This is a genomic window from Enterococcus sp. AZ120, from assembly GCF_050546165.1.
Classification (GTDB): domain Bacteria; phylum Bacillota; class Bacilli; order Lactobacillales; family Enterococcaceae; genus Enterococcus; species Enterococcus faecalis.
On record NZ_CP172950.1, the window covers coordinates 2,085,437 to 2,106,765 of the forward strand.

The 21,329-nt window shown below is 37.5% G+C and carries 21 protein-coding genes; 8 read left to right on the plus strand and 13 right to left on the minus strand.

The annotated features are described in order from the left end of the window. The first annotated feature begins 13 nt into the window (after positions 1-13). The 3 genes from IGJ46_RS09970 (at position 14) to IGJ46_RS09980 (ending at position 3,739) form a co-directional block, all read left to right on the plus strand. Positions 14-646 carry a GntR family transcriptional regulator gene (locus IGJ46_RS09970; RefSeq protein ID WP_002356525.1) on the plus strand — a complete coding sequence of 211 codons (633 nt, stop codon included), beginning with the start codon at positions 14-16 and terminating at the stop codon, positions 644-646. 200 nt (positions 647-846) lie between these two features. Then, a complete protein-coding gene (locus IGJ46_RS09975; protein WP_002388977.1) occupies positions 847-2,037 on the plus strand; it encodes a quaternary amine ABC transporter ATP-binding protein in 1,191 nt (396 codons plus the stop codon). After that, entirely contained in the window at positions 2,030-3,739 is a 1,710-nt protein-coding gene (locus IGJ46_RS09980; RefSeq protein ID WP_002356521.1) for an ABC transporter permease/substrate binding protein, read from the plus strand. Before IGJ46_RS09975 ends, IGJ46_RS09980 begins: the two co-directional genes overlap by 8 nt. Positions 3,740-4,022: 283 nt before the next feature. Here IGJ46_RS09980 and IGJ46_RS09985 read toward each other — a convergent pair whose 3' ends face one another. From IGJ46_RS09985 to IGJ46_RS10035, 11 genes are all read right to left on the minus strand, one after another. Beyond that, positions 4,023-4,757, minus strand: coding sequence for a YcjF family protein (locus IGJ46_RS09985; protein WP_218391228.1), 735 nt, complete (start codon positions 4,755-4,757; stop codon positions 4,023-4,025). A gap of 119 nt (positions 4,758-4,876) precedes the next feature. Continuing rightward, a complete protein-coding gene (locus IGJ46_RS09990) occupies positions 4,877-5,779 on the minus strand; it encodes a diacylglycerol/lipid kinase family protein (protein ID WP_218391229.1) in 903 nt (300 codons plus the stop codon). A gap of 122 nt (positions 5,780-5,901) precedes the next feature. Beyond that, complete coding sequence (locus IGJ46_RS09995; RefSeq protein ID WP_002379728.1) at positions 5,902-6,915, minus strand: CdaR family transcriptional regulator; 1,014 nt, start codon at positions 6,913-6,915, stop codon at positions 5,902-5,904. 141 nt (positions 6,916-7,056) lie between these two features. Beyond that, the gene (locus tag IGJ46_RS10000; RefSeq protein ID WP_002356517.1) at positions 7,057-8,205 is read right to left on the minus strand and encodes a glycerate kinase; all 1,149 of its coding nucleotides are present in this window, start codon (positions 8,203-8,205) and stop codon (positions 7,057-7,059) included. A gap of 21 nt (positions 8,206-8,226) precedes the next feature. Continuing rightward, entirely contained in the window at positions 8,227-9,519 is a 1,293-nt protein-coding gene (locus IGJ46_RS10005; RefSeq protein ID WP_002370504.1) for a GntP family permease, read from the minus strand. 109 nt (positions 9,520-9,628) lie between these two features. Further along, positions 9,629-10,312: a TVP38/TMEM64 family protein gene (locus IGJ46_RS10010; protein WP_002362276.1), complete on the minus strand. Its 684-nt coding sequence runs from the start codon at positions 10,310-10,312 to the stop codon at positions 9,629-9,631. A 149-nt stretch (positions 10,313-10,461) separates the two neighbouring features. Continuing rightward, positions 10,462-11,535, minus strand: coding sequence for an ABC transporter substrate-binding protein (locus tag IGJ46_RS10015; protein WP_218391231.1), 1,074 nt, complete (start codon positions 11,533-11,535; stop codon positions 10,462-10,464). Then, positions 11,532-12,368, minus strand: coding sequence for an ABC transporter permease (locus IGJ46_RS10020; RefSeq protein WP_002356512.1), 837 nt, complete (start codon positions 12,366-12,368; stop codon positions 11,532-11,534). Before IGJ46_RS10020 ends, IGJ46_RS10015 begins: the two co-directional genes overlap by 4 nt. Next, a complete protein-coding gene (locus IGJ46_RS10025) occupies positions 12,368-13,174 on the minus strand; it encodes an ABC transporter permease (protein WP_002356510.1) in 807 nt (268 codons plus the stop codon). The genes IGJ46_RS10020 and IGJ46_RS10025 overlap by 1 nt, the downstream gene beginning before the upstream one ends. An 18-nt stretch (positions 13,175-13,192) precedes the next feature. Continuing rightward, positions 13,193-14,278, minus strand: a complete 1,086-nt coding sequence (locus IGJ46_RS10030; protein WP_002356508.1) for an ABC transporter ATP-binding protein — start codon at positions 14,276-14,278, stop codon at positions 13,193-13,195. 25 nt (positions 14,279-14,303) lie between these two features. After that, a complete protein-coding gene (locus IGJ46_RS10035; protein ID WP_218391233.1) occupies positions 14,304-14,846 on the minus strand; it encodes a helix-turn-helix domain-containing protein in 543 nt (180 codons plus the stop codon). A gap of 263 nt (positions 14,847-15,109) precedes the next feature. On the opposite strand from IGJ46_RS10035, the gene IGJ46_RS10040 reads away from it, so the two are divergent. Genes IGJ46_RS10040 through IGJ46_RS10055 form a run of 4 tightly spaced genes read left to right on the plus strand, consistent with a single transcriptional unit; the run spans position 15,110 to position 18,081 of the window. Continuing rightward, on the plus strand, positions 15,110-16,102 hold the full coding sequence (locus IGJ46_RS10040; RefSeq protein WP_002356506.1) for a YhdH/YhfP family quinone oxidoreductase: 993 nt from the start codon (positions 15,110-15,112) through the stop codon (positions 16,100-16,102). 15 nt (positions 16,103-16,117) lie between these two features. Further along, the gene (coaB, locus tag IGJ46_RS10045; protein WP_002359575.1) at positions 16,118-16,891 is read left to right on the plus strand and encodes a phosphopantothenate--cysteine ligase; all 774 of its coding nucleotides are present in this window, start codon (positions 16,118-16,120) and stop codon (positions 16,889-16,891) included. Continuing rightward, positions 16,888-17,442, plus strand: coding sequence for a phosphopantothenoylcysteine decarboxylase (coaC, locus tag IGJ46_RS10050; RefSeq protein ID WP_002359573.1), 555 nt, complete (start codon positions 16,888-16,890; stop codon positions 17,440-17,442). The genes coaB and coaC overlap by 4 nt, the downstream gene beginning before the upstream one ends. Positions 17,443-17,445: 3 nt before the next feature. Further along, a complete protein-coding gene (locus tag IGJ46_RS10055; protein WP_002356501.1) occupies positions 17,446-18,081 on the plus strand; it encodes an ECF transporter S component in 636 nt (211 codons plus the stop codon). A 55-nt stretch (positions 18,082-18,136) separates the two neighbouring features. Here IGJ46_RS10055 and IGJ46_RS10060 read toward each other — a convergent pair whose 3' ends face one another. Together IGJ46_RS10060 and IGJ46_RS10065 are read right to left on the minus strand one after the other, a co-directional pair. Beyond that, positions 18,137-19,342 (minus strand): aminoacyltransferase, encoded by a 1,206-nt coding sequence (locus tag IGJ46_RS10060; RefSeq protein ID WP_002385715.1) that lies wholly within the window; start codon positions 19,340-19,342, stop codon positions 18,137-18,139. A 237-nt stretch (positions 19,343-19,579) separates the two neighbouring features. Further along, complete coding sequence (locus IGJ46_RS10065) at positions 19,580-20,086, minus strand: QueT transporter family protein (protein ID WP_002356499.1); 507 nt, start codon at positions 20,084-20,086, stop codon at positions 19,580-19,582. Positions 20,087-20,348: 262 nt separating this feature from the next. On the opposite strand from IGJ46_RS10065, the gene IGJ46_RS10070 reads away from it, so the two are divergent. Further along, on the plus strand, positions 20,349-21,308 hold the full coding sequence (locus IGJ46_RS10070; RefSeq protein ID WP_002356498.1) for a diacylglycerol/lipid kinase family protein: 960 nt from the start codon (positions 20,349-20,351) through the stop codon (positions 21,306-21,308). The last annotated feature ends 21 nt before the right edge of the window (positions 21,309-21,329 follow it).

Sequence of the window (21,329 nt, forward strand, 5' to 3'; positions counted from 1 at the left end):
GGAGGGATTCACTATGGCTTCCAAAAAAATCAGTTTAACGAAGCCCAAATATCAACAAATCGCCGTTGATGTTGCGGAAAAAATTGCAGAAGGCAAATTACATGTTGGAGATAAAATCCATGCCCGTTCCACCCTAGCTAACCAATACCAAGTGTCGCCAGAAACAGCTCGCAAAGCCATTATCGTTTTAGTCGATTTAGAAATCGTTAAAGCCAAACACGGCAGCGGCTTCTATGTGGCATCAAAAGAAAAAGCGCAGGACTTTGTGACACAATATCAAGACGTTCAAACGATTGCTGAAATTAAAGAAGAATTGCTAGATAGCGTAGCGAAACAAAAAGAAGAACTTACTCATTTTTCTAGCATTCTAGATACTCTTGTTGAACAAACAAAGCGTTTTGATTCTTTCAATCCAATGAATCCTTATTCATTAGTTTTAACAGAAGAAGCTGCTTATCTTGAGGCGACGATTAGCGAAATGAATTTTTGGCAAAACACTTCGGCAACGATTATCGCTATCAAACACAAAGAAGAGCTTTTGGTCTCACCTGGTCCATATGCAAAGATTTCGTTGAACGACACACTTTATTTTGTTGGACATGACGAATCAACCTTACAACGTGTCCAAAATTTCTTTTATCCTTAAACAAAAAAGTGACTACTTATCTTGCGGTAAATAGTCACTTTTTTTATTTATTATTTCTATTTTTCATAAAAAACCACTATAAAACCTAGTTAAAATACTGTTTTTCTTCATTTTCAGAAAGATTTTCATCTAATTTGACAAAGTGACAACTTTATAGTAGTCTGATGTAGTCACTTTTTTTAATGAGGAGGAACAATGATTTGCCAAAAGTAAAAGTAAATCACCTTACCAAGATTTTTGGTAAGAAAACCAAACCGGCACTTGAAATGATTCGTGCCAACAAAAGCAAAACAGAAATTTTAGAAAAAACGGGTGCCACAGTCGGTGTTTATGATGTAAATTTCGAAGTTGAAGAAGGCGAAATTTTCGTTATTATGGGGTTATCAGGAAGTGGGAAATCAACATTAATTCGTTTATTAAATCGTTTGATTGAACCAACTTCAGGAAATATTTATATTGATGGACAAGATATTTCTTCTTTAGATAAAGAAGGATTACGTGAAGTACGTCGAAATAAAATGAGCATGGTTTTCCAAAACTTTGGTCTTTTCCCCCATCGAACTATCTTAGAAAATACGGAATATGGTTTAGAAATTCGTGGTGTTCCTAAAGAAGAACGCCAAGCAAAAGCTGAAAAAGCCTTAGAAAATTCTAGCTTAATTGCTTTTAAAGACCAATTACCAAGTCAATTATCTGGTGGGATGCAACAACGTGTCGGCCTTGCTCGTGCCTTGGCTAACGATCCAGAAATTTTATTAATGGACGAAGCGTTCTCTGCTCTTGATCCGTTAATTCGTCGTGAAATGCAAGACGAACTATTAGATTTACAAGAAAATGTCAAAAAAACCATTATCTTTATCACACATGATTTGAATGAAGCTTTACGAATCGGCGACCGGATTGCTTTGATGAAAGATGGTCAAATTATGCAAATTGGGACTGGAGAAGAAATTTTAACCAACCCAGCCAACGAATATGTGCGAACCTTCGTGGAAGATGTGGATCGTTCAAAAGTCTTAACTGCCCAAAATATTATGGTACCTGCTTTAACTACTAACATTGAAATTGATGGCCCAACTGTTGCTTTAAAACGGATGCGTCAAGAAGAAGTGAGTATGTTACTTGCCGTGGATAAAAAACGCCAACTAAAAGGCGTTGTACGCGCAGAAAAAGCTTTAGAAGCGCGTAAAAACGGGACTTCTCTTGTAGAATGTGTGGATCCAGAAATTCAAACAATCGACAAAGATATGTTAGTGAATGATATTTTTCCACTGATTTATGATGCACAAACACCTCTTGCCGTGACTGATAACGGCAAACTATTAGGCGTGGTCATCCGTGGTAGCGTACTTGAAGCACTTGCAGAAACAGAGGTGAACGAACATGAATAAGTATCAATTACCTGTCGCGTCTTGGGTTGAAAGTTTTACTGATTGGTTAACTTCAACATTTGCTGGATTATTCAGCTTTTTACAAACAATTGGTCAAAGTGTAATGGACAACATTACTGCCTTACTAACAGCCGTACCACCACTTGTGCTGATTGTGCTATTAACGATTGCTGCTTTCTTTATTTCTAATAAAAAAATCGGCTTAAGTTTATTCACGTTTATCGGCTTAATGTTTATCTATAATCAAAACTTATGGAACGATTTAATGAGTACCGTTACGTTAGTTTTACTTTCTAGTGTTATTTCCATTATCATTGGTGTGCCACTAGGGATTTTAATGGCGAAAAGCGAAAAAGCCAAGAGTATTATTACACCGATTTTGGACTTCATGCAAACAATGCCTGGTTTCGTTTACTTGATTCCAGCCGTTGCATTCTTCGGAATTGGTATGGTTCCTGGGGTCTTCGCCTCTGTTATCTTCGCTTTACCACCAACCGTTCGCTTTACGAACTTAGGAATTCGACAAGTGCCAAATGAACTTGTTGAAGCAGCTGATTCTTACGGTAGTACTGGCTGGCAAAAATTATTCAAATTAGAATTACCTTTAGCCAAAAACACGATTATGGCTGGTGTTAACCAAACAACCATGCTAGCCCTATCAATGGTAGTTATTGCTTCAATGATTGGTGCGCCTGGATTAGGACGTGGCGTCCTTTCCGCTTTACAACGTGCGCAAGTCGGGAACGGTTTCGTAAATGGTGTGGCTTTAGTTATTTTAGCGATTATCATTGACCGTTTTACTCAACATTTAAATAATAAAAAAGCAGCCCCTAAAGCAGCTGGTGCCACCTCTAAAAAGAAAAAATATGGGATTATTGCAGCGGTTGTTGTAATTGTCGCTGGCTTAGTTGGTGCTTCAATTTTTACAACAACAAATGATAAGCAAATTTCCCTTTCTTATGTGGAATGGGATACCGAAGTAGCCTCCACACATGTGGTTGCCGAAGTCTTAAAAGATATGGGGTATGATGTTAAAACGACTCCTTTAGATAACGCAATCATGTGGGAATCTGTAGCTAAAGGTGAAACAGATGCCATGGTTGGTGCGTGGCTGCCAGGAACTCACGCAGAGCAATATAAACAATATAAAGATAAATTAGACGACCTTGGTGAAAACCTTAAAGGCGCGAAGCTAGGAATTGTCGTCCCTTCTTATATGGATGTTGATTCTATCGAAGATTTATCTGATCAAGCTGGGAAAAAGATTACTGGAATTGAACCTGGTGCTGGTGTTGTTGCAGCAGCAGAGAAAACTAAAGAAGCTTATCCTAATTTGAAAGATTGGTCTGTTGAAACTTCTTCATCAGGTGCCATGACTGTCGCCTTAGGACAAGCAATTAAAAACAACGAAGACATCGTTATTACTGGCTGGTCTCCTCACTGGATGTTTGCAAAATATGATTTAAAATATTTAGCTGATCCAAAAGGCACTATGGGCGGCGAAGAAGCGATTCACACAATGGCTCGCCAAGGCCTAAAAGAAGATCAACCAGAAGCTTACAAAGTGTTAGATAATTTCCATTGGACAACTAAGGATATGGAATCTGTCATGTTAGAAATTAACGAAGGCAAAGACCCACAAGAAGCTGCACGTGATTGGGTTGATTCACATAAAGACCAAGTAGCAGAATGGAAAAAATAATTCTTAACAAATGACTTCCCCATCTATTAAAAGAGGACGTTGAACAAATTGTTCAACGCCCTCTTTTTTCGCCAAAAAAACCACTCAGTTGGGTAGACTGAGTGGAAAGGAGTTATTTTTACTTGAGGAGTAAAAATGAAAAGTGTTTATGTTGGGTGTTTTGTTGGTATGCTTATATATTAACGAGAACCTGTGAATAATTTGTGACGAAAACCTTGGAAATTTGCTACGAATTACTTAAAAAAGTTTAAATGTGTCTCACCCTAGTTAATCAATACAGCGATTATTTCTTTTTAGCATTTTGGATGGCTTTAAATAATGTTGAAAATTGTCCTTTGAAAGACATCACATCATCAAAGATATCAACACCATCGTTTAACATTTTGACGGTAACCCAGCCAAGCGCTTCCGTAATTGCTACTGCAACTGAAGCATTGACCATGCCACCAGTCACAGTTCCGACAACAGGAATCACTTTTAGAATATTTCCGACTGCGCTCTTACCTAAACTAACCACTACTAATTCTTTGGTTAAACTTTTCCCTAAGCTTTCAGACCAAGACTGACCAAAAATTTTATGCAGCCGTGACATCATAGTTAATTGAACAGGTACCAGTAAAAAAGCATCCGAAAATGGAATTGGTGAAAACCCAATAATTGCTGCTGACAATGCAGCAAAATGAATCGTTTGATGACTTTTCTTTTTCACCTCAGGTGAAACACCAGCCAAAAATTCATCAAATACTTTGTCGAGTTGTGTTTGACTGTTCGTCACTAATTGTTCTGCTTTACCTTTAGAAGTTGCGAAAGCATTCATTATGGCCGTAGACGTTTTTTGTGGAAATTTTTTCAAGACATCTTGAAAAAAAGAACGAAATTCTGGGTCTTCGATTTCTTCATTCAATTGCTTAGTTTCTTGTTCTGCTAATTCTTGTTTTTCAATCTCTTCAAAAAGTTCTTGTTTCTTTTTGTTTTTATGTTTTTTTCTTCTCATCTCATTAACTCCTTTATCTATCAATATGTAGAAACAAAGTATAGCATAGCCCCTGATTGATTCTCTTTTAGATGATTTGAAAAGCCAGAACTTATCTGTTTTTTAAACAAATAGAAATGTTCTAGCTTTTCTCAAAAAATCAGCTATTTTGTTTGTTCTTCACCGCAATAAACCGTCAAGTGTTTAGGCAAAATCTTCAGCGTAATTGGTAAAGCAGCTCCTTCATCACCATCCACATTAGTGGTTAATTCTTCTTGGTTTTCTAAGGAGATTGTTCCTTCTTTAAAGGTTAGATAAGCTAAATTATCAGTGGACTGGTCGACGCCTTTTAACAAATCTGGAACGGCTTTTACTGCATCCCACAATGATTGATCTTTTAAATAAACTAAATGAAGTTTGCCATCATCCACTTGGGCTTCTGGTAATAATGTTTCAAACCCACCGATTGAATTCGTTAAGCCAACTAAAACGGTACTACTTTCAATGGTTTGTTCTTTTTGATCCAATCTTAAATGAAAAGGATACGTTTGAGCATTCGCTAAATGTTTGGCACCTGAAATAAAATAAGCGAGTTTTCCTAACTTCGTTTTTTGTTCAACGTCCACGTCGTTAATTGACTCTGGAATCGTCCCAATCGCAACGACATTCATAAAGTAGTCGTCATTGATTTTCCCCACATCTAAAGCACTGGTTTTTTCTAAATCTAATTGTTGAATCGCTTCTTCAGGGTCCATCGGTAAATTCAAGGCTCGCGCTAAATCGTTCACCGTTCCTAAAGGAAAAAAGCCAAATTTTGGGCGGTAAGCTTGTTCTGCCAACCCGCTAATTCCTTCATTAACGGTTCCATCTCCCCCCATTACGAAAACACTGTCGAAGTGACTTTCCGCAGCTTCACGGGCAAATTGTTCTGCATTGCCGCCTTTTTCTGTTTGTTTCACTACAACTTCATCAAATAACTGCTTTAATTTTTCTTCTGCTAACGTTTCAAATTCTTTGGCTTTTTCACCACCAGAACTGGGGTTAACAATTAAAACTGCTTTTTTCACTGGCACCACTCCTCATTGATATCTAAATCGTTTGATTCCTTACAATTATTATAAAAGATATTTTTAATTCTGGCGAAAAATATGCTGACACTTGCTTAACAAACAAGCATTCCTGCTCCTCACTACTTTTCAAAACGTTCTTTAAAGCAATAGGCAAAATAATAGAACAATTTCCAAAAATCTTGCCAAACTTTTGGATCCATCCCCGTCAATTCATGAATTCGTTTCAAACGGTAATTCAATGTATTTCGATGGATATGTAATACTTGTGAGGTTTCATTGATGTTTAAGTTATGATTGGCGAAAAAAATAACGGTTTCATAGTATTCATCATAAATCGTCTGGATGGTTTCAAAAAAATCCAATTCAATATGAAAAGGAAAATTAAAAATTCCTTGAATGAAAAAATCTTCTGCTTGGTAAAACTTAGCCTTTTCTAATTGAAGAAACGATAGAAGTAAATACGTGTTTTGTGCCTCTTGGACCATTTGTTGAATCGTGGCTTTTTCCGAACTTATCACAAGGTATTCTGTTACTGGCTTTGTTATCTGAGGTGGTTCAGAAGTAATCACCAGATAACAATTTTCCCATTCAAATATTTCATGGCCAGGATAATAACTGGATAATAAGCGCTTATCCTTGGTCAGTACACAATGATTCTGGTCATCTAATTGAAGGTTATATAGTTCCAACGCTTCAAGTTTTAAGGCTTCTGAGTAAGCAGAATCAACATGCATTAAGTGCTGGATAAACTGATTTTTTTGTTTCTTCTTTTTTTCGCGTTCTTGTTGTGTATTTAATTCTTCTGTCAGTAAAAGAACAATCGAGCGCACAAGCTTGGTAAATTTGCGCACCTCGTCTGGTTCTCCTGAAATGCCTACGACACCTAAAATGTGATTATTCAAAATAATCGGTTCATTGGTGCCTTTTTTCTCTAAAGAAGTATCTTTATAAATTTCAATATTTTTTCGTTCATTGATGGCTCTTTCTGCACCACGATGGCGCTCCCCAATTCGAGCAGAATCTCCACTCGCAATAATTTTTCCTCGTTCATCCATAATATTGATGTTATAAGGAATATCTGCCATCAACTTTTCAACAATTTTATTTGCTTGGATTTTGTCTAATTTTAACATTGCTATCGCCAACTTTCTAAAAAGCGAGTAGCGTTTGGGACATAAGCCGCAATGACTTATGTCCCAAACGCTTAATTCTTCAGATCAACGACTGAACATTTTTATTTCAGCTTTCATTACTGATGATACCATGGTTAGTTCTTAGTCACAAGGCACCAGCTGTAATGTACGAGCAATATTTTCAACGGTTCTTTCTAAGTTAACTGGTCCATTTTTCAATGCTGCTTCCAATGGTTCGGCTTTGGCCAAAATTCCAAAAATAGCCGTCATCCCTTCTTCATAGAGGACATCCACATCTTTGCCGATATAGCCAGCACAAGCGAAAACCGGTTTTTGATACTTCTTGGCCAAACGCGAGACGCCATAAGGGGCTTTGCCGAATTTTGTTTGAAAATCCATCCCGCCTTCACCAGTAAAGACATAATCAGCGGCTTTTATTTTTTCTTCTAATTGATTCACTTCTACGACAATATCAATCCCTGGGCGTAACTGAGCTTTTGTGAATGCTAGTAACCCTGCACCCAAACCACCAGCAGCTCCTGCGCCTGGCATCATCTCAACATCAATGCCGACCTCTTTTTTGATAATCGCTGCATAATGGGCTAAGTTTTTATCTAATTGAGCCACCATTTCTTCTGTCGCACCTTTTTGCGGGCCAAAGACATGAGACGCCCCTGTTGGCCCTGTTAGTGGGTTATTCACATCACTTGCTACTAGAACTTCGGTAGCAAAAATGCGTTGATCAAACTGTGTTAAATCGATCTGCGCCAGTTTATCTAATGCACCACCGCCACGTGTCAATTCTTGCCCTTCCTTGTCTAACAAACGCGCACCAAGTGCCTGAATCATACCTGCACCCCCATCATTTGTCACGCTACCACCAATGCCGATAATGATTTTTTTTGCCCCATGATTGAGCGCATGTTGAATCATTTCTCCTGTACCATAAGTAGAAGTGATCAAGGGATTACGTTCTGCTGCTTTGACCAATTCAATTCCGTTGGCTTTCGCCATTTCAATGACCACCGTTTCTTGGTCACCTAATAAGCCGTAATAGGTTTCAACGATTTGATCAGGAAGCGGTCCTGCCACACGCACTGGTACTCTTGTGCCTCCTGTTGCATCCACTAAGGAATCCACCGTTCCTTCCCCGCCGTCTGCCATCGGGACGTGTTGAATGTCTGCATCTTTAAATACAGCTAAAATCCCTTTTTCCATTGCCAGACAGGCTTCTTTTGCACTCATACTTTCTTTAAATGAGTCTGGAGCCAAAACAAATTTTTTCGTCATCTTTTCGCGCCTACTTTCCAACTAGTTTAAAATAAAGCCATATAAAATGGTTGCAACAATCGTCATTACCCCACCGACACACATTTCATAAGGAATCACTCGAATTCTTTCTTTAATCGTCATATTCATACTTTGTGCCGTAATATGGAAATAATTGCCTTGAGGAACACTATCAATCACAGTTGCCCCAGTATGCACCATGACTGCTGCTGAAAGTGAAGATGTGCCCATATCTAAAATCGCTGGTCCAAAAGAACCTGTCGCTAAAATAACCGCTGTGGATGTTGAACCAACTGCTAAGCCCATTAAAATACCAGAAATCGGTGCCAAGAAGGTTCCAGAAATTCCCATAACAGAAATTAAGTGGACAATTTGTGTTGATAAATCAGAAACAGAAATTAATCCAGCAATTGCACCCGCACCAATTAAAATTAAAACGGTATCGGTTACTCTCTTCAAGCCAGAAGACGCATAAAAGGCCAGTTGTTTTGTTTGCCCAATCGCAATTGTCCCAACAACTGAGGCGAACGGCAAAATATACAGAGCATCAATATTCAAACTTTTGATGAAAGAAATATTTAAAACGGCGCCAATCGGATTAAGTAATAATAAGACAATCGCTAACACTGGCGCAATTAACGCCTTTTTCAAAGGTAATAATTCTTTTGTTTGTTCCTCTACAAGATCCGTTTCTTTGACCATTGATCCTTTGCTTCTCATGATATTTGCAAGAACGACAGCTGTAATTAAGCCAAATACGGCTGGAATAAAACCAGCAATCATAACGTCACTTAAAGGTAAATTAAAGCCGTTCGCCGCTGCAATAGTATTTGGATTAGGCGAAATAATATTGCCCGCTTTGCCGCCACCTGATAAGGCAATCAATAATGATAACTTACTGATACCCGTACTTTTCCCAACGGATAGAGCAATCGGGGCAACAATCAACACTGCAACAGGAATGAATACGCCCACAGCTGTAATTACCATTGTAGATAATGCCAAAGATAAAATAGCTTTTTTCTCGCCAAGCTTTTGTACAATGGCGTTGGCAATTGATTCTGCCGCACCAGATTCCATCATCACACCCGCCAACATGCCGGCTGCTAAGACACGGATTGCGGTTCCCATAATACTTTGTGTTCCGTTTAATAGAACAGCGACTGTATCTGACAGGGAAGCGCCTCCAATAAGACAACCAACAATTGCACCAAAAAACAAGGAATACACAGGATTAAATTTTTTCAAAATTAATACTATCGCTACAACTAATCCTAAAATTGCAGCAACCCAAGATATTGTAATATCTGGCATTCAAAATCAGCTCCTTAAATTGTTTACGCTTTCATTCTATCAAAGTCCTTTCTTTTTAAAATTGTAAATTTAACAGGATTTATTGTTCAAATGCACAAAAAAACCGTTCTTAAAGAACAGTTTTTTGAAATCTTTTTCTATCTTTCTCAATAATGACCACCAATCCAACGAACAAAAGAACACTCACAATTAACAATACTGCCGTTTTATTATATCCATGAAATAGCGCTTCGCCTCCACATGCGTAAAGTATTGAGGAAGGAATTACACCAATGAATATAGCGGCTATTAAATTTTTTAATGGCAACTGCATAGTATCTGCAGCAAAATTAATCACAGAAGAAGGAATAATTGGAATCATGTAGCCCACCATAATCCCAATTTTTGGATGCTTCATCCGTCGAATGGACTGGACCCAATGATTGGTCTCCGTTTTTTTATCTAAAAATTTTATATGATGCATCAAAAAGATTGCAACCAAATTTCCCATACTATTCCCTAAAACGTTAATGAGTGTGCCGCTGAAGGGACCAAAACTCAATCCTGCAATCACACCAATTACTGAGGTCGGAATCCCTGGTACTGCACACATGATCGCGGTCAAAAAAACCAACAATAGCGCTGCTGAAAAACCATGTGAACGAATTCGCTCTAATAATTGTGTCTTACTGGCTTTAGGATTCAAAAATAATTGAATATCTGTTTGATATTCTAGATACAAACGGTAACCTACCAGCAGGATTAAAATAAGCCCGCTACTGATTAGTAGTATTCGGATTGTTTTCCTCTTCATTTTCTTTGCTCCTTTTATGCTTTATACAAAGTGTAGCACAGGATTCTTTGTGCCTCAATTAGAAGCTTGTATGAATAAAAGCCGCCCCTAAAAGTTAGACTAAAAATCTAACTTTTAGGGGCGATTCGAAAGTTACGAAGATACTTTTTTTATTTCCGATACATCTTAAACTCCAAGAACAGATCGTTATAAATTCCTAAGTATTCTTGACCTAAATCTTGGTAAACTTCTAAATGTTTGATGGTTTCATCATCTGGATAAAATTGTTTATCTTCAGCAACTTCTTTTGGTAATAGTTTTTTAGCTTCTTTATTTGGTGTGGAATAACCAATATATTCTGCGTTTTGTGCTGCATTTTCTGGTCGTAACATAAAGTTCATAAATGCATAGGCGCCGTCTTTATTTTTGGCTGTCTTAGGCATCACAATGTTATCAAACCAGAGATTAGAGCCTTCACTGGGAATCACATAATGTAGATGTTCATTGTTTTCTAGCATTTCAGCAGCTTCACCAGAGAAAGTTACAGCAACTGCACTTTCTTCATTAGCCATGTACATTTTGATTTCATCGGCAACAATTGCTTTGACATTGTTCGTTAATCGGTTTAACTTATCGGTAGCCTGACGTAATTGTTGGTCGTTTTTACTGTTTAACGAAAAGCCTAAACTATTCAAAGATAATCCTAACACTTCGCGAGCGCCATCAATCAGCATGACATTATTTTTTAATTCCGGGCGCCATAAATCATCCCAATGTTGGATCTGACGGCCGTCAATAAATTTATCATTATAAATAATCCCCAACGTGCCCCAGAAGTATGGAACGGAAAACTTATTTTTGGGATCGAAGGATTGATCTAAAAAGCGTGCATCAATGTTTTCTAAGCCTTTTAATTTGCTGTGATCAAGTGGTAAAAGCATCTTCGCTTTCATCATTTTTTGAATCATATATTCAGAAGGAATGGCAATATCATAGGCTGTGCCACCTTGCTGAATTTTTGTATACATAGCTTCATTAGAATCAAAGGTTTCGTAATTGACTTTATAGCCTGTTTCTTTTTCAAATTTCTTAATCAAGGCTGGATCTATATAGTCCCCCCAATTGTAAATGGTCAAGGTATCTGCTCCTGCCATGCCACTTGCTTTCTCCAATTGGCGCACGCCAAAAAACAAGATGACAATAATAGCGATAATTCCAATAAAAAGTGACTGTAATTTTTTCATTTTAACTTGGCCACCTCACTTTGTTCCCGACGCATTTTCTTTAAACGTTTTGGCGTATTGTCTTTACTGATAAAGTAATAACCGACAACTAGAATCATTGAGAATAGGAATACTAACGCACTTAAGGCATTGATTTCTAAACTAATTCCCTGACGTGCTCGTGAATAAATTTCAACAGATAATGTTGAAAAACCATTGCCTGTCACAAAGAATGTTACGGCAAAATCGTCCAACGAATAAGTAAAGGCCATAAAGTAGCCAGCAATAATTCCTGGCGCTAAAAAAGGCAAAATAATATTTTTAATCACTTGAACATTATTGGCCCCTAAATCCCGTGCCGCATCTACCATAGAATCGTTCATCTCTTGTAGTTTTGGTAAAACCATTAAAACAACAATTGGAATACTAAAGGCAATATGCGACAATAACACACTTGTAAAACCTAAACTGATAAACCCTACTGCCGTGAAGAAAATTAAGAAACTGGCTCCAATAATAACATCTGGTGAAACGAGTAAAATGTTATTAAAGCTAAGCAACGTGTTCCGGTTTTTACGACGTTTTGTATAATAAATCCCCATCGCGCCAAATGTTCCAATGATGGTTGCTATTAAAGCCGATAAGAAAGCTAGCAAAAACGTATTCAGAACAATGGTTAACAAGCGTGTGTCTTCGAAAACGTTCCGATAATTATCTAACGTAAAACCAGTAAACTGATTCATCGTTTGCGTGTCGTTAAACGAATAAAAAATCAAATAAAAGATTGGTGCGTACAGTAGCGCAAAGACAACGAATAAATACACATAAGACCATTTAAACTTTTTCTTTTGCATTATTTGCCACGCCCTTTCTTCTTCTCACCCGTCAGCAACATCACAATAAACATGGCAACAATTAAAATCACACCTATTGTTGAACCCATGCCCCAGTTTTGCGTTACTAAGAAGTGTTCCTCAATCGCCGTTCCCAACGTAATCACCCGATTGCCGCCAATTAAACGCGTTAACATAAAGAGCGAGAGCGAAGGAATAAAGACAGCTTGAACGCCACTTTTCACACCGTTTAGGGAGAGAGGAAAAATGACACGGCGGAATGTTTCCGCACTGCTAGCTCCTAAGTCCCGACTAGCACTAATCAATGAAGGATTCATCTCTTCTAAGGCATTAAAAATCGGCATAATCATAAATGGAATTTCAATATACGTTGCGACAAATAAAAAACTGAAATCTGTAAACAGAATTTGGTGCGTACCCAAACCCATAAAACTCATAAACTGATTGATACTCCCATGAATACTGAAAATCCCAATAAAGGCATAAGCTTTTAATAATAAATTCACCCATGTTGGTAAAATAACGAGCATTAACCACAACTGTTTATGCTTGAGCTTTGTCAAAAAATAAGCCGTAGGATAACTTACTAATAACGTAAAAATGGTAATCAGAAAAGCATACCAAACCGAATTAATGGTCATACTTAAATACGTTCCTGATGTAAAATACGTTTGGTAATTCGCCAAAGTAAACTGGCCATTCATATCGAAAAATGATTGATAAATAATCATTAGCACTGGCGCAATGACGAATAAAAGTAACCACATTACATAGGGAATCGAATAAATTCGACGCATTGTTTTCATTTTATTTTCCCCTTTCGTTTACTCGTCGTAACTTTCTAAACGGGCATCAAAGTCTTCTTCTGATTCATTGAAACGCATCACGTGAATATCTTCTGGCTCAAAAGAGAGCCCTACTTGAGCACCTTCTTTGGCTTTTCGAGTGGAATGCACCATCCATTCGTTTCCTTGTTCATCAAAACAAATAATTTCATAATGAACGCCGCGGAATAACTGTGTATCCACCGTTACGGTTAGCTTGCCTTTTTCAAGCGTGGTAATCGTTAAATCTTCTGGACGTAAAACGACTTCTACAGGTTCATTTTTCCGCATGCCACCATCGACACATTCAAACTTTTTGCCCACAAATGAAACTAAATTATCTTCCAGCATCACACCGTCCACAATATTACTTTCCCCCACAAAGTCAGCAACAAAGTGATTAATCGGTTCATCATAAATATCGACTGGTGTGCCACTTTGCACGATATGACCTTTATTCATGACAAAAATTTCATCACTCATCGCTAATGCTTCTTCTTGATCATGGGTCACAAAAATAAAAGTAATTCCTAAACGTTGTTGTAAATCACGTAGTTCATATTGCATCGCTGTGCGTAATTTCAAATCTAAAGCGGATAACGGCTCATCTAAAAGCAATACTTTTGGCTCATTGACAATCGCTCGTGCAATTGCGACCCGCTGACGCTGGCCCCCAGACATTTCACTAATTTCACGTGTTTCGTAGCCCGGTAATTGAACCAAACGTAATGCCTCTTTCACTTTTTTTTCAATTTCTGCTTTGGATAGTTTTTTGATTTTTAAACCAAACGCAACATTATCAAAAACATTCATGTGAGGAAACAAAGCATAATCCTGAAACACGGTATTGACTTGGCGTTTATTGGCAGGTACATCATTTATTCTTTTACCATCAAAATAAACATCGCCAGAAGTCACGTCATTGAATCCCGCAATAATACGCAAAATCGTTGTTTTGCCACATCCTGAAGGTCCTAATAACGTATAAAATTTTCCTTCTTCAATTTCAAAGCTGACATTTTTTAATACTGGTTCATCGTCAAATTGTTTGACAACATTTTCAAATGAAATCACATGGTTTCTCACTGGATAAACTCCTCCATTTCGTCCTTTATAAATACGATTCTGTCGCCACAATTAACGCACGACTTTTTCCTCGACTATTGTTGCTAATTTGGTGAGGTTCTGTTGCTTGGTAATACATGGTTTGACCTTTTTTAGCAATATACGTGGCTTCCCCTAATGTCAAACGAATGGAGCCATCAATCACATAAATAAATGTTTCTGATAGAGAAGGTTCAAACGTTTTGTATTCGCCATTTTTATCAAAAGTAATAATGACAGGTTCCATTTCTTTTTCATTTGAGGCTGGAATTAACCATTTTAGTTCATAGCCATGTTCTTCATCATAATAGAGGGTACTTTCTTCTTCATTGTAGACAATTTTCTGTTCAAGCGGTTGCTGACTAAAAAACTGCTCTGGCGTCACGCCTAGTACTTCTAAAATTGAGAAAAATGTTTCCATTGATGGTGAGCTTAAATCCCGCTCCAATTGGGAAATATAGCCTTTGGATAAATCCGTTCTTTCGCCTAATTCTTCTTGCGTTAAATTTTTCTGAATGCGTAAATTTCTCAACTTCTCACCAATTTCCATGGCACACCTCGTTTCTATTTTCAGCTAATCTTTTCAACAAAAGTTTTGTAATACTAAACTTACAGTTTAGTTTTACCTTTTTTAGTATACGAACTTTTTGAAAAATTTCAACCATTTTTCTTTATTTTTCTAGTCTAATTGTCACACAATCTTTCTTTTCTGTATAACTTACTGTTTATAAGAAGAAAAATGATACGAAAAAATCAGAATATGATAAAATAAGACGAGTTGCTTTTTTACATAATTGGAAGGAGAGTTTTTATATGAATTCATTTCAAGCATTTACGTTAAGAGAACAAGATACATCTGTTATTGGTCAACTAGAAACCATTACTTTAGACGATTTATCAGAAGGCACTGTAGTAATCAAAGCAGCCTACTCCTCAGTTAACTTTAAAGACTCTTTAGCTTCAAAAAAAGACGGCGGTGTGATTCGCAATTATCCAATGATTCCAGGAATTGATGTCAGTGGCACTGTTGTCACATCGGAAGATCCTCGTTTCAAAGAAGGCGATAAAGTGATCGTAACAGGCTATCAATTAGGGGTTAGTCATACTGGTGGTTATTCTGAATATGTGCGTGTTCCTGGCGATTGGGTAGTTCCACTTCCTGAAAAAATGAGTCTCAAAGAAGCAATGATTTTCGGAACTGCTGGCTTTACAGCCGGATTATCTGTCACAGCTTTAGAAGACGATGGCTTACGCGACGACAAAGAAGCCCCCATTATTGTAACTGGTGCGACAGGCGGTGTTGCGACATTGTCTATTGCGATGTTGCATCAATTAGGCTACACTTCAATCACTGCATTAACTAGAAAGCCAGATTCTTTTGAGCTTTTAAAAGAGTTAGGTGTTAGTGAATGCTTATTAGTAGAAGATTTCTTAGCAACTCCTGTTAAAGCATTGATGAAACAGCGTTTTGCTTTTGCAATTGATACCACTGGTGGGGAAATTACTTCTGCTGTTTTACCACAACTTCGTTATGATGGCCGTTCAGCCATTTGTGGCCGCGCTGCTGGAATTACATTAGAGACAACCGTTTTACCCTTTATTTTACGGGGCGTTCATTTATTGGGCATTGATTCGGTTAATGTTGGTATGGACAAACGAAAAATAGTTTGGCAACGTCTTGCCACTGATTTAGACATCACTGAAAAAGCTGTGTATCAAGAGATTACTTTAGAAGAACTTCCCCCTGTTTTTGAAGCATTACAAGCAGGCCAACATATTGGACGGACCATTGTCCGAATTTCTTAAGGAGGCGTTTTGATTATGGATGTTTTAGTTACTGCTGGTGGAACGTCAGAACCGATTGATAATGTTCGTTCGATTACCAATCATTCTTCTGGCGGACTAGGAAAAGCAATTGCTGAAAGTTTTTTAGCTGCTGGACACACCGTAACCTACGTAACAACCAAACATGCATTACGTCCAACCCAACAATTGGACTTATCAATTAAAGAAATAGAAACAACGGTTGAATTAGCTACTACGTTAGAACAACTCTTTGCTGAAAAGCAATTTGATGCGATTGTTCACGCAATGGCAGTCAGTGATTTTACGACGGAAACCGCGCAAACGGAAGAACAATTTATTGATTCTTTTGCTCAACAATTAAGCGAACAAACATTGCCAAAGACCAAAGAAGCCTTGGTAACTATCGTTCAAAACACATTGAATCAGATTGCTGATATTCCTCAAACAGCAACAAAAATTTCATCTGATACGGACCGATTATTAATTTTTCTAAAGAAAAATCCTAAAGTCATCCAAATGATTCGTGACAAGCAACCCCAAACTGTTTTAGTGGGCTTTAAATTACTTGTCGACGTTTCACAAGAAGAACTTGTCCAGGTTGCACAAGCCGCTTTGGTTAAAAATCGGTGTGACTTTGTCTTAGCCAATGACTTGATGAACGTTCATGAAACAGAACACGAAGGATTATTAATTAACGAAACGGGCATTGTCCAAGAAGCTTGTTCAAAACAAGGGATTGGTTCAATGATCGTTAAAAATGTTGAAAAGAAATGGAGAGAACAACAATGAAAACTATTTTATTAGGCGTCTCTGGCAGCATTTCTGCATATAAAGCAGCAGATATTACAAGTCAACTAGCTAAGCTTGGCTACAATGTGGAAATTTTAATGACTAAAAGCAGCACAGCGTTCATCACTCCGCTGACGTTACAATCACTTTCTAAGAATCCAGTGCATACGGATGTCATGATGGAAATTGATCCCAGTAAAATTAATCACATTGAGTTAGCTAAAAAAGCGGATTTATTTTTAGTAGCACCTGCTTCGGCCAATACAATTGGGAAATTAGCCCATGGGATTGCCGACGACTTATTATCAACAGTTGCTTTGGCACTTTATCCTGAAACACCAAAAATTATTGCGCCCGCGATGAATACGTATATGTACCAAAACCCCATTGTCCAACGAAATATTGGCATTTTAAAAGAAGTCGGCTATCAAGAAATAATCCCACGTGAAGCTCTATTAGCTTGTGGCGATTATGGTCGTGGCGCACTTGCCACTGTTGAAGATATCCTTCAAACAGTGATGAAAATTTTAGCATCTGATAACAAGGAGTAATTTATGAATAACACGAAAAAATTTACGTTAACAGCAATGTTCTTAGCTATCTTACTTTTACTGGCTTTAACCCCGCTAGGATTTATCACATTAGGTCCTTTAAATTCGACCACGATGCATATTCCTGTAATTATTGGTTCCATTGTTTTAGGGCCAAAAATCGGTAGTATGTTGGGCGGCACGTTTGGGATCATTAGCTTAATTAAAAATACGACAGCACCAACACCTTTGTCGTTTGTTTTTTCTCCATTTATTCCCGTGATCGGTACCGATCACGGTAGTTGGAAGGCTCTTTTAATTGTGCTAATTCCGCGGATTTTAATTGGGGTCGTTCCTTATTTCGCTTACAAATGGCTAAATAAATTAACGAAGGAAAAAGCGCAACCTGTCTCCTTATTTGTGGCTGGTGTTTTAGGCTCAGCAACGAATACCATTTTAGTCATGAACATGATTTATTTTCTTTTTAATTCAGCTTATGCTGAAATTATTGGTAAAGCTGGAACTGCTGTTTACCTAGCTATTATTGCGACGATTTTCAGTTCTGGTGTGCCAGAAGCTCTTGTTGCTGGTGTAGCTGCTTCAGCAATTGCTAGCGTTTTGCTTCGCTTAATGAAACGGAATGCAACGCAAAAACTATAGAAAAAAACACAGGGACTAAAAATCAAGTTTGATTTTTAGTCCCTGTGTTTTTTATTTATTTTTTTTGTTTTCGTAATTTATAGGCATATTCACTGGCTTTAAATAATAATTTATTAACCGGTAAATCGAATTCCCCAATAAATTCATTAATCGTTGGGTTGAAGTTCGCTTTAAACTTAATTAAGCCATCATTTAAACTACCTTCTAAGCCGCCCATATTACAGCTTTCGCAGCCACGGTTAAAACATTCTTGAATGGCATCTCGCCAAGTCACATATGTTGGCATGTAGCGTTTATAACGATCATCTAAGCCAGCATAAAGGATTTCACTTGTTGGACCAAATGTCACAGCCAAAGCGCCAGCAACCGTGACGATTTCACCAGCTTCTGCGATATTTTCTTCTAATTCTTTTAGTTCCCGAGTCAAGGAAGCATCTAATTCTTCTAAATTATGGCGCTTTTTCACTTGATTTTCTTTCAAATTACTCAAGTCTTTTTGATTTTTGTCATAGCGTTGTCGCGTGCTATCTAAGCGTTCCTTTAAATTGACTTGCGCCAGCATAATAAAGGAGTCTTCTGGGTAAATGTTCAACAGCTTCTTAAAGTAATCACTATTCCGCAAAGAAATATGTTGGCGTTCCATGGTTGATTGAATGACTTTTTCAAATTCATCAACAAAGTCAACATGCCCTTGCTGCACAACGACCCCTTTTTTTTCAGCTGTTTTAATCATTTTCTTGGTACTTTTTGACAATTGTTCCTCACTAAAATCTTCACGATAAATATTCGCTTGGAAGCGGGGCTGGATGGTGGCCCCCATATCCATTGTCAGTCCTTGATATTTGGCCCCTGCTTTTTTCAAGGTCTCAATAATAGCTGTCGCTTCAGCATGCGGTTGATGTTCTTCTCCCAAATGAAAATCTTGATAGTGAACCGCTGGATCCATTTTTATAAATAAAGCTCGTTTTTTCTTGCCAAATTTTTTCAATTCAGCCATAAAGTAGCTGACCAAACGTTCATTTGTATAGTCCATTACTGGACCTCTTGGTGTATATAACATCGTAAAACCGGCTGGTAATGGTTTGATTAAAACTAAACTTGATGCGACTAATGTATCCTTTTCATAAACCCCAACAATTTCAGAACCCCAGTTATCCTTGACTTTTGCCCATGAAGATGACTGTAGTAAATTACATAATGGGTGATTTTTAACAAATGTATCGTGTACTTCTGCCGGAATACCGATTTTAAATGTGTACATGTTCAAACTCCTCTGCTGTGACTTTCCAATAGTCCGTTTATCTTACACTATCATAGTGTATTCCAACAGACTAGTAAAGTTTTACATGAAAATTTTTAGAAAAAATGTAGATCTTATTCTTTATGTAAAAAAGACGAGGTAGAAACAGTTCATTCTATCACTTAGCTCACTAATAGCAACGACACTTTTCTTCACTGCCATTCAAAGGATGAATCATTTCTATCCACATCTTTTCAATTAAATACGTGTTTCAAATTTTAATGACTTGTTGATAAAATACATGATTGGTGCTGAAATCGTCATAATAATCGCTTCACTTAATGCTAACCAACCATAAGTTGTCCAAAATGCTTGACCGCCACTTGGTACTAGCATAAAGGCAATAAAAAACATACTTACAGTAAAAAATAGACTATTTAGACACATTCTAACAGGAATACTTGGTACCTTTTTTTGTAAAAAAGCTGTTAAGCTCAACGCAAATAATGTTTGCGCTCCACCAAACAGAGCATCCATTACACCGAAACCAAAAAATAAGTTAAAAAAGATAACGCCGCCTAAAACACCCCACATCAATTTGCGATTGAAAACGACTAGGTGATTCAAACTTTCTGAAATTCTAAATTGAATCATACCAGAAGAAACTGGCCGAACCAATAAAGAGAGGACAATATATAAGCCCATAATGATACCATTGGCTAAGACTGTTCTTAGCTTTCGATTGGCTTGAAACGAATTTTGCATACTTTTTCCTTCTTTCTCCGAGTTTTTTTACAAGGGATGGTTGATGAACCTTGGTTACAATTGCAACAGTTCACATTCTAATATGGAACGTCAAAATAGTCAATGAAAGCCCTGTTTTACTTTGCACTTATTTGCAGTTTTCACCTCTCATGCATTATTTCGTGCCTTTTTCTAGTCATTTTTTACTTTTTTAAGCAATCTTTATTCGCAGAAGTTCCTCCCTCTGGTATAATGGACAATAGCGATTCAAAGGAGGAGCTCAATGAACATTCACTACTATCTTATTATCAACGAGCAGGCAAGTAGCGGCAATGGCCGAAAAGTCGCTAGAAAAGTGATTCAACAACTCAAGCAACAAGAACTTAAATATACGGCTCTTTACACTGATTACGCTGGACATGAAAAAGAATTGACGAAGGAACTTGCAGAAACAACTTTACTTCCTTGGTCTGAAGACTTAGACGTTTCAACTTTTCCAATCCTAGTCGTGCTAGGCGGCGATGGCACACTACATAATGTCATTAATTCATTACTTCCATATGATTCAGCTATTCCTTTAAGCTATATTCCATGCGGCTCTGGAAATGATTTTGCACGAGGGGTGGGATTATCAAGAAATATTGATAAAGCATTGCATCAAATCCTGCGCACCAGACGACCAAAAGAAATTCAAACGATTCATTATGTAGAAGCCAACCAAGAAGAAATCGGCTTAGCCACCAATAATGTTGGCTTAGGGTTAGATGCGGCAATCGTGGAAAAAACCAACGAATCGTCATCAAAAAAAGCCTTAAATAAATTTAAGCTTGGCTCGCTTTCCTATATTTCTTCAATCATTCATGTCTTTTTTAAACAAAAAGGCTTTCCAATTTTAGTTGAAATGAATGGTAAACAATACACATTTAATCGTGCTTTCCTATGTACGGTCACAAATCATCCTTATTTTGGCGGGGGCGTATCAATTATGCCGACGGCCAATCCTCGCAAAGCAGTCGTGGACTTAGTTGTCGTGGAACGAATCAATATTTTTAAAATTTTGTGGCTTATTTTCCTATTGCTTCGCCAAAAACAAGGGAAATCTAAGCATTTTCATCATTTTCAATCAAGCAAAATTCGAATTGTTTCGACGATTCCACAAACCATTCACGCAGATGGCGAGATTTTAGGCAAACGAAGTATTGATATGGTTTATACCACACAAAAACGTTTGTTTTGGTTTTAACTGAGTCCCTTAAGGTTGAAA

Coding starts and splice junctions, on each gene's coding strand:
- IGJ46_RS09970 (WP_002356525.1), top strand. CDS start 14: ATGGCTTCCAAAAAAATCAGTTTAACGAAGCCCAAATATCAACAAATC.
- IGJ46_RS09980 (WP_002356521.1), top strand. CDS start 2,030: ATGAATAAGTATCAATTACCTGTCGCGTCTTGGGTTGAAAGTTTTACT.
- IGJ46_RS09995 (WP_002379728.1), bottom strand. CDS start 6,915: ATGTTAAAATTAGACAAAATCCAAGCAAATAAAATTGTTGAAAAGTTG.
- IGJ46_RS10000 (WP_002356517.1), bottom strand. CDS start 8,205: ATGACGAAAAAATTTGTTTTGGCTCCAGACTCATTTAAAGAAAGTATG.
- IGJ46_RS10005 (WP_002370504.1), bottom strand. CDS start 9,519: ATGCCAGATATTACAATATCTTGGGTTGCTGCAATTTTAGGATTAGTT.
- IGJ46_RS10010 (WP_002362276.1), bottom strand. CDS start 10,312: ATGAAGAGGAAAACAATCCGAATACTACTAATCAGTAGCGGGCTTATT.
- IGJ46_RS10015 (WP_218391231.1), bottom strand. CDS start 11,535: ATGAAAAAATTACAGTCACTTTTTATTGGAATTATCGCTATTATTGTC.
- IGJ46_RS10020 (WP_002356512.1), bottom strand. CDS start 12,368: ATGCAAAAGAAAAAGTTTAAATGGTCTTATGTGTATTTATTCGTTGTC.
- IGJ46_RS10025 (WP_002356510.1), bottom strand. CDS start 13,174: ATGAAAACAATGCGTCGAATTTATTCGATTCCCTATGTAATGTGGTTA.
- IGJ46_RS10035 (WP_218391233.1), bottom strand. CDS start 14,846: ATGGAAATTGGTGAGAAGTTGAGAAATTTACGCATTCAGAAAAATTTA.
- IGJ46_RS10040 (WP_002356506.1), top strand. CDS start 15,110: ATGAATTCATTTCAAGCATTTACGTTAAGAGAACAAGATACATCTGTT.
- coaB (WP_002359575.1), top strand. CDS start 16,118: ATGGATGTTTTAGTTACTGCTGGTGGAACGTCAGAACCGATTGATAAT.
- coaC (WP_002359573.1), top strand. CDS start 16,888: ATGAAAACTATTTTATTAGGCGTCTCTGGCAGCATTTCTGCATATAAA.
- IGJ46_RS10055 (WP_002356501.1), top strand. CDS start 17,446: ATGAATAACACGAAAAAATTTACGTTAACAGCAATGTTCTTAGCTATC.
- IGJ46_RS10060 (WP_002385715.1), bottom strand. CDS start 19,342: ATGTACACATTTAAAATCGGTATTCCGGCAGAAGTACACGATACATTT.
- IGJ46_RS10065 (WP_002356499.1), bottom strand. CDS start 20,086: ATGCAAAATTCGTTTCAAGCCAATCGAAAGCTAAGAACAGTCTTAGCC.
- IGJ46_RS10070 (WP_002356498.1), top strand. CDS start 20,349: ATGAACATTCACTACTATCTTATTATCAACGAGCAGGCAAGTAGCGGC.